Below are 12,801 nucleotides of genomic sequence, written 5' to 3' on the forward strand. Positions count from 1 at the left end.
GAAGCATTCAATTATTTAGGAAGCTGTACGCCCACTACTCACGGGCCGAAATGTCGCCTAAAGCGACCAGCTTTATCCGTGCGTTGTGCACCTACAAGACATTCGGGACATAAAAGTCAATGATCGCATTCATCATCGCCTTCTTTTCAAGGTCACGAACAATACCTGGGACCAGGTCTGTATTTACCAATGAATTGAACGACTGCGGTTCCCGGGGGAGAACTAAAAATACGCCAGGCACATTTGGGTCAACGCCCTTATGACTCGCAATTGATCTACATCACACTAGGCCGAATATCTCACGCCTTCAATCGTCCGTTTGTAAAATGATATTGCCGTTCTCTTACATCGGTATCAAAGGCCTGCGCCCGAGAGGTACAGCTGTTGACCACCCGGCGTCTGTACGAGACCTTCGGCTACCGGGTTCCGGTCCAAGTGGAGGCTTCATGCGCTCAACATCTGACGGAGGCGCCGCCCTTAACCGGCTCTTCCCAGTTGAGCGTGGGGGTGTCGTGAGTCAAGGGGCTCGTGCCCTTGCTTGAGGATGGATTTTGCGAAGAATCTGCCCTCGATCACGAAGGACACGAGCCATGTCCCAGACTACGCACGACCGCTTGTCCCCGCGCGCCCACGCCACCGCCGAACCGGCTGTCCGCCTGGCAGCGTCGGTGGTGTTCAACCTCGCCGACTACACCGTCCACGACGCCGTCGACCTGCCGTTGGGCGGACGTCGGGTCGTGGTGGCCGCCGATGCCACCGAGGATGCCTGCCCGGGGTGCGGGGTGCTCTCCTCCCGGGTGCATCAGCGGGTCCGTCAGTCGGTGAAGGACATCCCCGTCGGCGGCACCTGCCTCGAGGTGATCGTCGTCAAGCCGCGCTTCGTGTGCGCCGAGACTGCTTGCCCACGAAGGACGTTCTGAAGCGCACTGGGTTTCGTTCCGAGTCTCACGAAGGAGAAGCGGTACATGCCCAAGAAGTTCACCCCTGAGTTCCGCGACCGAGCGGTGCGAATGGTCCTCGACCGACAAGCCGCGGAAGGTGGGCCCAGAGCCGCCTCGATCCGCGTCGTGGCCCAGTCCCTGGGCTGTGGCCCCGAGACCCTGCGGAACTGGTGCCGCCGGGCGGAGTCGTCCGGCCCGGCTGTGGTGGCCCTGAGCGGCGGGGCGGATCTGGAGGAAGAGAACCGGCAGCTGCGCCGCGAGCTGGCCGAGACCCGCCGCGCCAACGAGATCCTCAAGAAGGCCTCGGCTTTTTTCGCAGCGGAGCTCGACCGCCCCACGACGAGATGATCCGGTTCATCGACGAGCACAAGGATCGTTTCGGGGTCGAGGCCATCTGCCGCACCCTGGGTGCGACGCAGTGTGGGTTCATCACCTCCCGCGGCTACCGCGCCGCGAAGACCCGTCCGGTCCCGGCGCGGAGCCTGCGCGATGCGGTCCTGACCGAGGAACTGCGGCGGATCCACGCCGAGAACTACGCCGTCTACGGGTACCGCAAGATGTGGCATGCCATGCGCCGGGCCGGCTGGGAGGTGGGCCGTGATCAGGTGGCCCGTCTGATGAAGGCCGCCGGCCTGCAGGGCGTGCGGCGCGGACGCAAGCCGGTCACGACTCGTCCCGCCGTCGAGCCGGATCACCGTCCCGACTTGGTGAAGCGCCAGTTCGCCGCACAAGCACCCCACCAGCTGTGGGTCGCTGACATCACGTACGTGCGGATCATGGCCGGCTTCTGCTACGTCGCGTTCATCACCGATGCCTGCACCCGTAAGATCGTCGGCTGGTCCGTGGCGGCCACGCTGCACACGCAGTCGCTGTCGCTGCAAGCCCTGGAGCACGCGCTGCTGAGCACCGACGCCAGCCTGCGGGACGGGCGGCTGGTCCACCACTCAGACCGAGGCGTTCAAGCCGTATTCAACCGGTCGTCGCAACAGTGTGCTGTGGGGCCGATCGTAGCTGTTCTTCGAAGGCCTCGGCGGGGGTGCGCCAGTCGAGGATGCGTCGGGGCCTGGTGTTGATGGCGTGGGCCACGGCGGCGATCTCGTTGGCGTCCCAGCGGGCGAGGTCGGTGCCCTTGGGCAGGTACTGGCGCAGCAGCCCGTTGAGGTGCTCGTTGCTGCCGCGTTGCCAGGGGCTCTTGGGGTCGGCGAAGTAGACGGCCACGCCGGTCTGGGCGGTGAACAGGGCATGTGCCGAGAGTTCCTTGCCGCGGTCCCAGGTCAATGACCGGCGCAGCCCGGTCGGCAGCGGGGTGAATGCCTTGGCGAGGGCGTCCTTCATGGTCAGGGCCCCGTAGCCGGCCAGGGCCGGGCCGTTCTTCGTGGGTGGGATCTGGCCGTAGCCGGGCAGCCGGGGCAGGTGGACCAGCATCGCGTACCGGGTGGTGCGCTCGACCAGGGTGGCCACCGCTGAGCGTTTGAGCCCGATAATGAGATCACCCTCCCAGTGGCCGGGGACCTCACGGTCGGCGACCTCCTCGGGCCGGTTGGAGATCAGGGTCTGCTCGGTGACGTGGGCCCACGCCTGCTGGCGGGTCCGGGCCCGGGGCATCCTCTTGGTCCGGCCCCGGCGCAGGCACCAGGACAGACTCCGCTCCAGGCCACCACGGTTCTCGATGTAGAGGGCCTGGTAGATCGCCTCGGCGCTGATCCGCATCGAGGGGTCGTCAGGGAAGTCCAGCGGCAGCCTGCGGGCGATCTGCTCCGGACTCCACCCGCGCACCCAGGCCCGGTCCCCGCGGTGGGGCTTGTTCTTACCGTCCCACACCGGTCCGACCGGGCCAACGACTCGCCCGTCGGTGGCGCAGACCGCACCGTTGAGCCGTTCCTGGACGTACTGGCGCAGCCGGTGATGGGTGACCAGCTTGGCGACCTTGGGACGGCGTGCCCGGCGTTCGGCATGCCACTGCGCCGTGGAGGCCTTGTACTCCAGTCGATAGGTGCGCGTGGAGGCGTTGCGGCGCAGCTCTCGGGAGATTGTCGAGGCGGACCGGCCCAGGCGGCGGGCGATCTCCCGCGCCCCCTGGCCCTGGGCCCGCCACAGGGCAATGTCCTCACGCTCAGCTGATGACAGGTAACGCCCCGATACCGTCGGGGCCAGGCAGGGATTCACTCCGCCAGCATGCCGGAACCAGCGGTGCGCGACCGGCTCGGAGACCCCGGCTGCCGCCCCCGCCGTCGAGGTCTTCTCCCCACGGGCGATCGCCGCCCAGAACCGCACCCGATCCTCACGCCAGGCCACCGTCGGCCGGCCCGGAGACACGATCTGCCCCCGGTAGGCCTGGACCCGTTTCTGCTTCTCCTTGACACCCATCGAACACCTCCAAGAAGTCGGTGTTGCGACGACCGGTTGAATACGGCCAATACGTCAGCCTGGCCTACACCGACACTCTGGCCGCCTACGATGTCACCGCGTCGGTCGGGTCCGTCGGGGATTCGTATGACAACGCCTTGGCCGAAGCCGTAAATGGCCTCTACAAGGCGGAGATCATCCACACCCGTCGGGTCTGGCCCTCGGTCACGGCCGTGGAGATGGCCACGTTGGACTGGGTGCAGTGGTGGAACACCCGACGGCTGCACGAGAACCTCGACTACCGAACCCCGGCAGAAGTCGAAGCCTCATACACTCAACACCTGACGATCGCGCCCGCGGTGGTCTAACCACGGAACGAAACCCAGTGCGCTTCATTCACCCAGGCCACGGAGCAGTTGCCGGCCCAGGCCCGGTGCACCACACGGCTGAAAGAAGCGGTCGTGGCGGCCGTGTTGGACTCCGGGCGGGCCACCGCCGAGGTCGCCGCTGACCACGGGGTCGCCTGGGGCACCGTGAACACCGCGGTCCTGGACCAGACCCTCGAGCTGCCCACGGTGGACCAGGTGCCGGTGCGGGCCCTGGGGATCGATGAGCACCGGCTCGCCACCGCGAAGTGGTTCAAGAACCCCGACACCGCGGTGTGGTGCCGGGTCGAGCCCTGGATGAGCACCTTCGTGGACGCGAACACCGGCCACGTCCTCGGCGTCGTTGACGGCCGGTCCTCCCGCAACGTCACCGCCTGGCTGCGGGCCCGCTCTCAGGCGTGGCTGGACCGGTTGGAGGTGGTGGCGATCGATCCCTCGGCCACCTTCCGCAACGCGATCCGCCAGGTGCTGCCCGCGGTGGACATCAGCGTCGACCACTTCCACCTGGTCAAGCTCGGCAACCAGATGCTCACCGACGTACGCCAACGCGCAATCCGCGAGGTGCTGGGACGGCGGGGCCGGAAACAGGACGCCGTGTGGGCGCACCGGATGCTGCTACTGAGGGCCGGGGACCGCCTCACCGAGGCCGGACTCCACCAACTCGGGGACGTCCTCGACGAGCCCGCCTATGAGCAGGTCGCCGCGGCCTGGGCGGTCAAGGAACACCTCCGGCAGATCCTGAACGCCCCGAGCATCGCCAAGGCCCAGAACGCCAGGATCGACTTCGAGCTGGCCGTCGCCGCCGCCGACCTGCCAGAACCTGACTTCTATCACCTGAGCCGATTTTTGGGCTCGGCGAGCTCGGATCGGCTTGTTTGCGGGGGTGGGCTCGGCTTGGGACCGCACTAAATCTATGGTGGAGGGGTGCAGATTCGGCGGGTGAAGACGGCCTCGGGGGCCACAGCGGTGCAGCTGGTGCAGTACCGCAACGGGCGCCGCGAGATCCTCGAGCACCTCGGCTCAGCCCACGACGATGGTGAGCTGGCGCTCCTGGAGCACCTGGCTCTGGAGCGGGTTGCCGCCGGCCAGCCAGCCTTCGATCTCGACGGACTGGTGCCGGCCCCGGCCCCACCGCGGGCCAGGACGAAGAAGCCGAAGCCAGCCCCGGTCGTGGTCGGTAGTGCCCGGACGGTGGGGTCCCGGCCCCGGCTGCTCTGGGAAGTCCTCGGGACGGTCTATGACCGGATCGGCTTCCACCAGGCCATTGATTCGGAAGTGTTCCGATCGTTGGTGTTGGGCCGGGTGATCTCCCCGGCTTCGAAGACGGCCACGCTGCGGATGCTGGCCGAGATGGACGTGGCCGAGGTCCCCGGCGAGGCCACGATGTGGCGCCACCTGGCCCGACATCAGCAATCCAAGTGGCGGGACGCCGCGTGCACCACCGCCTACGGGTTCGCTGCCGGAGACGGGGCCGTGAGCGTCTGCTTGTACGACGTGACCACCCTGTATTTCGAGACCGACGAGGAGGACGAGACCCGCAAGGTCGGCTTCTCCAAGGAACGACGCGTCGACCCGCAGATCGTCATCGGCCTGCTGGTCGACAAGACAGGGTTCCCGCTGGAGATCCACTGCTTCGAAGGTTCCAAGGCCGAGACGCTGACCTTGATCCCGGTGCTGGATGCCTTCCGGACCCGCCACCAGGTCACAGACATGCTGGTCGTGGCCGATGCCGGGATGCTCTCCAGGGCCAACCTTGAGGCCCTGGAGGAAGCCGGGTACCAGTACATCGTCGGGTCCAGGACCTCGAAGGCACCCTACGATCTGGCCGAGCGACTGGCCATGGGGAACAACTTCACCGACGGGCAGGTCCTGGAAGCCACCACCGAACTCAAGCGCGGGGTCGTCTCCTCCCGACGCAGGGCCGTCTGGCAGTACCGGCTGGCCCGGGAACACCGCGACCGGCGGACCCAGACCCTACAGCTACAGCGCGCTGAGGACATCGCTGCCGGGCGCAAGCAGCCGCGCAAGGCACGGTTCCTCACCGGTGGTGGACCCAAATCGTTGAAGGTCGACTACGAGGCCGCCCGTGCTGCCGAGCAGCTCTTCGGACTCAAGGGGTATATCACCTCGGCGCCGATGGAGGTGCTCTCCGGGGCCGAGGTGGTGGCCGCGTATCACTCGTTGTTCGAGGTCGAGGCCTCGTTCCGGATGGCGAAGTCCGATCTGAGGGCCCGGCCGATCTTCCATCGGACCCGGGAATCGATCGAAGCGCACCTGACCATGGTGTTCTGCGCCCTGGCCGTAGGCCGCTACATCCAGACGGCCACGGGGATGAGCATCAAGAAGGTCGTCCAGACCCTGCAACCACTACGCGAGGCCGTGTTGCAGGTCCGCGGGGAGACCATCGCCGTTCCCGCCGCCCTTACTGCTGATGCCCAAGCGATTCTCGAGGCACTGCAGATCAATCCGGCTGAGATCGGACCGCACTAACGGTGATAGAAGTCAGGTGAACGCCCCGAGCATCGCCAAGGCCCAGAACGCCAGGATCGACTTCGAGCTGGCCGTCGCCGCCGCCGACCTGCCAGAAGCCGACAGGCTCTCGCTGACGGTGGCGAACTGGTGGGTGGAGATCAAGGTGTTCATCCGCACCCGGGTCACCAATGCCCGGACCGAGGCCGCGAACACGGCCATCAAGCAGATCAAACGCACCGGGCGTGGCTACCGCAACCAGACCAACTACCAGTCACGTATCCTGGGACGGAGCTTCCGGCGGACACGCCGACGCTCCCAAATCCACCCTCGAGCAGGACACCACGCTCAAGTGTGAAGAGCCCATAATGCTCCTGGGCCTCACACTCTCACTCCTCCGGAGTCCAAATGCCCCTTGACGCTGGCCGGTGTTCCCAAGATAGTTTCGACTGCACGTTCAGCGGTCTCAAACGCACCTTCAATATAAGCAGGGAACGATAGTGACACGTCCGACCCTACGAAATGTACTCGCCCAAAGGGTGCGCCCAGTTCCTTATGCACTCGGCTCACCTGGCCCACTCGCGGGGATACCCAGGGACCTTCGAAGAGTGGATCTGCAAGCCAATCATGGTAGTCCACTCCCAGGACTTCGACTTCCGGCAAGTAATGATGCACCGCGTCTTCCAACGCCCGCGGGTCAGTCGGATCGAACGAGCTAGAATCGGTGAAAGCGACGAGAAGTCGCTCGTCTGCGGACACCTCACAATAGTCATAGAGTGTCGGGAATACTCCATCTCCGATGCATTGAACTCCAGCGTCTGCCCCGCGTACATGGATGAGCAGCTTAAGCGCTCGACAACCATGCCCCTCCTGTATCACTGCTCGTCGTGTTTCAGGAAGGGGCGGCGTGAACGCGATTCTCCGCCAGGTATTCAACGGGGTCGCGAGAATCACAGAATGCGCTTCAAGGAACTCTCCGCTCTGAACGCCCACGCGAACTATATCTCCCGACTGATCTATCTCGGTAACAACCGACTCTAATCTGTATTCGGGAATATCCTGTATCATTGCGGAAACGAGGTCGTTAGTACCATTCGCAAATACTTCATTGAGTGATAGGACTACGCCGAGCAAACTGTAGTGATGAGCCGCCACGAGTTGTAGGGCCCAAAGAGCGGATGCCTCACTGACTGGTTGCCCCAACATATTCCACGACCACGCAAGCAGAAATTGTCTACTCACTGGCCCCAATTGAAGAGCGTCAACGTAGTCGACCAAGGGGATATCAAGGTCTTCGAGGCCCTCGTTCGCCAGACCCTTCTCCAGGTCGATCCTGTGCGCGTCCCGAAGCATCGTATAGATGGCCGCTTCTAAGGCGACCGCTTCGGAACTTGGGATTGGGAAGGCTTGATTCAACGCGTCTTCCCCAAGTTGATGCCTGAATGAGGTCAGCTCCGTCGCTTCCTTAGTTGGGGTGCTGTACCTGTCCAGCTCGGCCGCCAGCCTCGGATGATGCTCTCGATGCAGGTATGCGCCCCCCACTTCCACCTCGAGGTCAACCCTCGCTGCAGATTGCCGAGTGTAGGCCCTCCCCCCGAGGCGCGCTCCCCCTTCAAGCAATAGCACCCTTCGACCAGCGTCCGCCAAATCTCGAGCTGCCTTCAATCCACTAAATCCTGCACCAATTATAATGGCATCATAAGGCATAGCAACCCTCCTTTGCGCTTATTCGCATAGAGACCTTCAACTATTCATGTGCGTGATAAACCACAATATAACTGCTTACGCGAGTTCCATTGACCCAGGGTCGACAGGAGCCACTCCGGCCCGATGCCACAGGTCCGCCCAATCCTCGGGCGTTCCCGAGTCATCTATACCTTGGGTGGCGCGAAGTACCCTCTCGGGTGAGGCTGGGAGCTCGTGCAAGGCCGTCCCAAATGGTGATAGAGCGTCGTTGACGGCGTTCAATACTGCAGCTGGTGCAGCGATAAGTCCCGACTCACCCATGCCCCTTACACCGGAGGCCGAGAACTTCGACGGTGTCTCAAGGTGGCGAATTTCGAAGGTGGGTGATACGTCCATTGTTGGCGTCTGGTAGTCCAAGAATGATGTGGTCGACAAATTTCCGGACTTGTCGTAAACCAGTTCCTCAAAAAGACCCAGACCAATCCCCTGGACGACTCCCCCGCGAATTTGGCCTTCGACGATTGTTGGATTAATCATCACGCCACAGTCTTCCACGGAGAACACCTTCTCGACTGTAACAAACCCGGTGACGGGGTCTAGTTCTACGATCATCGCGTGCCCGCCGTTCGAGAACATAGGTCGGGAGGTGTCCCAAGATTTAGTAAATTCCAAGCCAGGTTCAAAGCCGGCCGGCCACTGCGACTCGTCCCAGTAAGCTGCCATGGCCACCTCGGATATATCCACTTTAGAATCAGGGGCCCCGATCACGGAGGCAACCCCGTCTTCCAAAACGATGTCCTCCTCAGATGACTCGAGCATATGGGCCGCCACCGCAACAATCTTCTCCTTGATTGCCGATGCCGCCCGATTTACGCACCCTCCAGCAATGACTGCTACTCGGCTTCCAATAGTTCCACTTCCGTATGCATTCTTGGTGGAGGTTCCTGGATCGACGCTGATCCAGTCAAAAGGTATACCTAGAACATCAGCAGCCATTTGTGCGAGAGTCGTTTCATGGCCCTGACCTTGAGAATTAACGCCGACAGAAACAGTAACTGATCCCGTAGAGTCCATTTTGACTGTCGCAGTATCATGATAAATTTCCTGGATTCCGTGACCCTTTAGCATGCCGGAGCTTTCGCCGCTGCTTTCCACAAACACGCTAATTCCGAGTCCAAGATAGCGCCCTTCCTTGCGCGCGGCAGCCTGGCGCTCCAGAAAAGCTGGATAATCGACCATCTCTTCCAGAGTATTAATCGTTGCTTCCCAGGAGCCTTCTTCATACTCAATTCCTTGAGGATTGGTCCAGGGGAACTCCTTGACAACATTCTGTCGTCTAACTTCAAACGGAGACACATTGAGGCGGCGGGCCAAATCGTCCATGAGACTTTCCCGAGCCAATGTACCGGCCATGTAACCCACGCCGCGATAGGCGCCCATGGGACATTTGTTCGTCACGGCTCCCTCGTAGACGTATTCTGCCGCTGGGATGTCGTATACCCCAGTCGGTGTGACAGCAGCAGTACACCAACTTTCGACGGCCATCGTTTGCGGTGGCATGTGGTATGCACCTCCGTCGACCAGAGCATGTGTCCGCACGCCGGTGATTTTTCCATCTGAATTAGCTGCGTATTGGATGGTGACGAATTGTTCGTGCGCGTGCGACCCAGATAATAGGTTTTCGCGGCGGTCTTCGACCCACTTAACTGGTCTCTTTAGGTGCCTGGACGCTAGGGGCATCAGCAGATCTTCAGGAAAGACATGGGCTTTCTGTCCGAAGCCACCACCCGTATCTGGAGATATGATTTCACACCGCGATTCAGCAAAGCCTAGGTTAAGGCTCAGAGTTAGCTTCAAGAAGTGGGGCATCTGTGTCGAGGCCCAGAGCCGCAGTCGATCGTCTGCCCAGTCATAATGGGCTAGGCAGCCCCGCGTTTCCATGGGCGCGGCTGCCACCCGGCCGGAATGGAAGAGAGCAGATACAACATGCTCTGCATCTTTGAACGCTTCGTCGATGTTACCGAACGTTTCCCGCCCCCGGATACCGACGTTGTCAGGACGTTCTCCATTGGCAACCGGACCACCCTTAATTGACGAAAGTGGGTCGAGTACGGCCTCGAGCGCCTCGAGCTCGAGATTGACCAGGTCACATGCGTCTTCTGCTACGGCGCGCGAATCTGCCAATACCAAAACCACTGGCTCACCTACGTATCGCACCACGTGCTTGGCCAGCAAGGGCATCGTCATTGCTTCACATCCGTCAGCACTGTATTGCGCTTCGATACCGGCACAATGCGGTTCTACGTCGGTGGCGGTCCACACTAAGTGGACGCCAGGTAGTTCTGAAGCAGCTGCAGTGTCGATGTCGATGATCCGAGCGTGCGCCGCAGGACTGCGCACTAAGCATGCATGCAATTGGCCTTCAACATTGATGTCGTTAAGGTATCTGCCTCGGCCAGTCAAGAGCTTCGCGTCCTCAGTACGTGGCAACCGCCGCCCAACCAAGTTTCTCGTTATGGGAGGGGAATTGAAGTGTGGATTATCCATTGTTATTTCCAATCATTTCAGCTGCCTCCAGGACGGCATCAACAATCGTCTGATAGCCGGTGCATCGACATAAATTTCCGGACAGGGCTTCGATAACTTCAATTCGGGAAGGGTTGGGGTTCTGCTCGAGTAATTTTGTGGCAGATATAAGAAATCCAGCGGTACAAAAACCGCATTGTAAGGCGTGATGTTTCTTGAATGCTTCCTGGAGTGGGTTAAGCGTACCCGCCGGAGATAGGCTCTCGACAGTCTGAATCATGCGTCCATCGCCCTGGGCAGCGAGTACTAAGCATGACGTAACCGGTGCTCCATCTAGTAGTACCGTGCAGGCCCCACAGACGCCATGTTCGCAACCCACTTTAACGCCCCGGACGTGATGATCATCTCGCAGATGGTCAGCCAAGGTCTCGCGAGCCTTCACAGTATTCGTGCTGCGAACGCCGTTTACTTCTACGTCTATTTCAACGCGGTCTGAGGACGAGGATGTTGTCACGTGCGTACTCCTGCTTCAACAATGGTGCGACGGATTAGTTCTCGCGCTAAGCCACGCCGATACTCTGCTGAGCCGTGCATGTCCGAGATGTACGAGAGGGACTCTGCTCCAGCCATGGAAGCCTCGTCAGCCAGATCAGGCGCAAATTCGGCCCCATTGAGGATCTCTTCAGCCACTGGAATCCTTTGAACTTTGCCGACTGCTGCTCCGATCGTCACCCTGGCATGGGGTGTGTCAATCCCGTCAGTGGACAGAGCGACCGCAACATTGACAATGCCGTAGTCGCCTAGGCGCCTGGCAAATTCACCGTAGCCCCACCCGGCTCGTCGCGACGGTATCCATATATCGGTAAGGACCTCATCATCGGCAATGGTGGTCATGAATGGTCCGATAAACAGGTCGTCGGCATCGATTGTGCGTCTACCCCGCACGCTTTGCACCTCCACCATGCCATCGAGAGCAAGCAATACAAGGGGCCACTCACCGGCGGCGTCACCATGTGCCACGGAACCGCCAATAGTCCCGCGGTTTCGAACTTGAGCATGCGCGATGTTTCTTCCCGCCTCGGCCATCATCGGCAAGTTCCTCGCGACTACAGGTGAGTTTAGAATGTTTGCGTGAGTGACCATAGACCCGAGGCGAACGTAATCGCCGACTTCATCTATGTCGGTCAAACCAGGGATTCGCGCGAGGTCTATAAGGACCGATGGTCTGGCTAAGCGCATCGCCATAATAGGTATAAGGCTCTGGCCCGCAGCAATGATTTTGGCGTCTTCATCGGCTGCCAGTAGGTCGCAGGCTTCCTCAACCGAAGTCGGCGCCGTGTATTTAAGAGCAGGTAGTTTCATCATTCACTCCCTCGATTGGCTTACATCCTCTCTTACGCCCAGAGGGATTCTGCATAGCATTGAAGTACAAGTCTTCCGTGATCTTTGTAGAAGTGTGTATAACTCGACTTGGCTCACTGTTCGGTGATTCGGTCGTTTGGGGGCTCTTCACACTTGAGCGTGGTGTCCTGCTCGAGGGTGGATTTGGGAGCGTCGGCGTGTCCGCCGGAAGCTCCGTCCCAGGATACGTGACTGGTAGTTGGTCTGGTTGCGGTAGCCACGCCCGGTGCGTTTGATCTGCTTGATGGCCGTGTTCGCGGCCTCGGTCCGGGCATTGGTGACCTGGGTGCGGATGAACACCTTGATCTCCACCCACCAGTTGGCCACCGTCAGCGAGAGCCTGTCGGCTTCTGGCAGGTCGGCGGCGGCGACGGCCAGCTCGAAGTCGATCCTGGCGTTCTGGGCCTTGGCGATGCTCGGGGCGTTCAGGATCTGCCGGAGGTGTTCCTTGACCGCCCAGGCCGCGGCGACCTGCTCATAGGCGGGCTCGTCGAGGACGTCCCCGAGTTGGTGGAGTCCGGCCTCGGTGAGGCGGTCCCCGGCCCTCAGTAGCAGCATCCGGTGCGCCCACACGGCGTCCTGTTTCCGGCCCCGCCGTCCCAGCACCTCGCGGATTGCGCGTTGGCGTACGTCGGTGAGCATCTGGTTGCCGAGCTTGACCAGGTGGAAGTGGTCGACGCTGATGTCCACCGCGGGCAGCACCTGGCGGATCGCGTTGCGGAAGGTGGCCGAGGGATCGATCGCCACCACCTCCAACCGGTCCAGCCACGCCTGAGAGCGGGCCCGCAGCCAGGCGGTGACGTTGCGGGAGGACCGGCCGTCAACGACGCCGAGGACGTGGCCGGTGTTCGCGTCCACGAAGGTGCTCATCCAGGGCTCGACCCGGCACCACACCGCGGTGTCGGGGTTCTTGAACCACTTCGCGGTGGCGAGCCGGTGCTCATCGATCCCCAGGGCCCGCACCGGCACCTGGTCCACCGTGGGCAGCTCGAGGGTCTGGTCCAGGACCGCGGTGTTCACGGTGCCCCAGGTGAGTATTCGTACCT

General features: G+C 61.7%; 8 protein-coding genes, 6 pseudogenes and 1 other annotated feature. Of the genes and pseudogenes, 7 read left to right on the forward strand and 7 right to left on the reverse strand.

What is annotated here, in order from left to right; all coding sequences use genetic code 11:
- Nucleotides 1–590 precede the first annotated feature (590 nt).
- From IMT31_RS08000 to IMT31_RS08010, 3 genes and pseudogenes are all read left to right on the forward strand, one after another.
- Nucleotides 591–917, forward strand: a pseudogene (locus tag IMT31_RS08000) (transposase family protein); the annotation flags it as partial.
- Between the two features lie 48 nt (nucleotides 918–965).
- Nucleotides 966–1,289: a transposase gene (locus IMT31_RS08005; protein ID WP_413542377.1), complete on the forward strand. Its 324-nt coding sequence runs from the start codon at nucleotides 966–968 to the stop codon at nucleotides 1,287–1,289.
- Nucleotides 1,247–1,348, forward strand: a sequence feature (AL1L pseudoknot). (Overlaps the previous gene by 43 nt.)
- Nucleotides 1,286–2,014, forward strand: coding sequence for an IS3 family transposase (locus IMT31_RS08010; RefSeq protein WP_413542378.1), 729 nt, complete (start codon nucleotides 1,286–1,288; stop codon nucleotides 2,012–2,014). Its footprint overlaps the feature before it by 63 nt. Before IMT31_RS08005 ends, IMT31_RS08010 begins: the two co-directional genes overlap by 4 nt.
- Here IMT31_RS08010 and IMT31_RS08015 read toward each other — a convergent pair.
- Nucleotides 1,911–3,308 carry an IS30 family transposase gene (locus tag IMT31_RS08015; protein WP_413542379.1) on the reverse strand — a complete coding sequence of 466 codons (1,398 nt, stop codon included), beginning with the start codon at nucleotides 3,306–3,308 and terminating at the stop codon, nucleotides 1,911–1,913. The genes IMT31_RS08010 and IMT31_RS08015 overlap by 104 nt on opposite strands.
- A 26-nt stretch (nucleotides 3,309–3,334) precedes the next feature.
- Here IMT31_RS08015 and IMT31_RS08020 point away from each other — a divergent pair.
- The 4 genes and pseudogenes from IMT31_RS08020 to IMT31_RS08035 form a co-directional block, all read left to right on the forward strand.
- A pseudogene (locus tag IMT31_RS08020) lies at nucleotides 3,335–3,655 on the forward strand (integrase core domain-containing protein); the annotation flags it as partial.
- 24 nt (nucleotides 3,656–3,679) lie between these two features.
- Nucleotides 3,680–4,498: pseudogene (locus tag IMT31_RS08025) on the forward strand (transposase); the annotation flags it as partial.
- 99 nt (nucleotides 4,499–4,597) lie between these two features.
- On the forward strand, nucleotides 4,598–6,163 hold the full coding sequence (locus IMT31_RS08030) for an IS1634 family transposase (RefSeq protein ID WP_413542380.1): 1,566 nt from the start codon (nucleotides 4,598–4,600) through the stop codon (nucleotides 6,161–6,163).
- Nucleotides 6,164–6,170: 7 nt separating this feature from the next.
- Nucleotides 6,171–6,500 (forward strand): annotated as a pseudogene (locus IMT31_RS08035) (transposase); the annotation flags it as partial.
- A gap of 23 nt (nucleotides 6,501–6,523) precedes the next feature.
- Here the strand turns inward: IMT31_RS08035 and IMT31_RS08040 are convergent.
- The 6 genes and pseudogenes from IMT31_RS08040 to IMT31_RS08065 form a co-directional block, all read right to left on the reverse strand.
- On the reverse strand, nucleotides 6,524–7,849 hold the full coding sequence (locus tag IMT31_RS08040) for a (S)-6-hydroxynicotine oxidase (RefSeq protein ID WP_413542381.1): 1,326 nt from the start codon (nucleotides 7,847–7,849) through the stop codon (nucleotides 6,524–6,526).
- Nucleotides 7,850–7,924: 75 nt separating this feature from the next.
- Nucleotides 7,925–10,375, reverse strand: a complete 2,451-nt coding sequence (gene ndhC / locus IMT31_RS08045) for a 2,6-dihydroxypyridine 3-hydroxylase subunit NdhC (protein ID WP_413542382.1) — start codon at nucleotides 10,373–10,375, stop codon at nucleotides 7,925–7,927.
- A complete protein-coding gene (locus tag IMT31_RS08050; protein ID WP_413544390.1) occupies nucleotides 10,368–10,634 on the reverse strand; it encodes a (2Fe-2S)-binding protein in 267 nt (88 codons plus the stop codon). Before IMT31_RS08050 ends, ndhC begins: the two co-directional genes overlap by 8 nt.
- A gap of 48 nt (nucleotides 10,635–10,682) precedes the next feature.
- A pseudogene (locus IMT31_RS08055) lies at nucleotides 10,683–10,868 on the reverse strand (2Fe-2S iron-sulfur cluster-binding protein); the annotation flags it as partial.
- Nucleotides 10,865–11,719 (reverse strand): FAD binding domain-containing protein, encoded by an 855-nt coding sequence (locus IMT31_RS08060; RefSeq protein WP_413542383.1) that lies wholly within the window; start codon nucleotides 11,717–11,719, stop codon nucleotides 10,865–10,867. The pseudogene IMT31_RS08055 and the gene IMT31_RS08060, both read right to left, overlap by 4 nt.
- 144 nt (nucleotides 11,720–11,863) lie before the next feature.
- Nucleotides 11,864–12,790, reverse strand: a pseudogene (locus tag IMT31_RS08065) (ISL3 family transposase); the annotation flags it as partial.
- Nucleotides 12,791–12,801 lie beyond the last annotated feature (11 nt).

It is taken from the genome of Citricoccus nitrophenolicus (assembly GCF_047305825.1).
Lineage (GTDB): Bacteria > Actinomycetota > Actinomycetes > Actinomycetales > Micrococcaceae > Citricoccus > Citricoccus nitrophenolicus.

Excerpts from the sequence above, each read along its gene's own strand:
- ndhC (WP_413542382.1), bottom strand. The coding sequence starts at position 10,375 with ATGGATAATCCACACTTCAATTCCCCTCCCATAACGAGAAACTTGGTT.
- IMT31_RS08060 (WP_413542383.1), bottom strand. The coding sequence starts at position 11,719 with ATGATGAAACTACCTGCTCTTAAATACACGGCGCCGACTTCGGTTGAG.
- IMT31_RS08010 (WP_413542378.1), top strand. The coding sequence starts at position 1,286 with ATGATCCGGTTCATCGACGAGCACAAGGATCGTTTCGGGGTCGAGGCC.
- IMT31_RS08015 (WP_413542379.1), bottom strand. The coding sequence starts at position 3,308 with ATGGGTGTCAAGGAGAAGCAGAAACGGGTCCAGGCCTACCGGGGGCAG.
- IMT31_RS08005 (WP_413542377.1), top strand. The coding sequence starts at position 966 with ATGCCCAAGAAGTTCACCCCTGAGTTCCGCGACCGAGCGGTGCGAATG.
- IMT31_RS08050 (WP_413544390.1), bottom strand. The coding sequence starts at position 10,634 with ATGATTCAGACTGTCGAGAGCCTATCTCCGGCGGGTACGCTTAACCCA.
- IMT31_RS08040 (WP_413542381.1), bottom strand. The coding sequence starts at position 7,849 with ATGCCTTATGATGCCATTATAATTGGTGCAGGATTTAGTGGATTGAAG.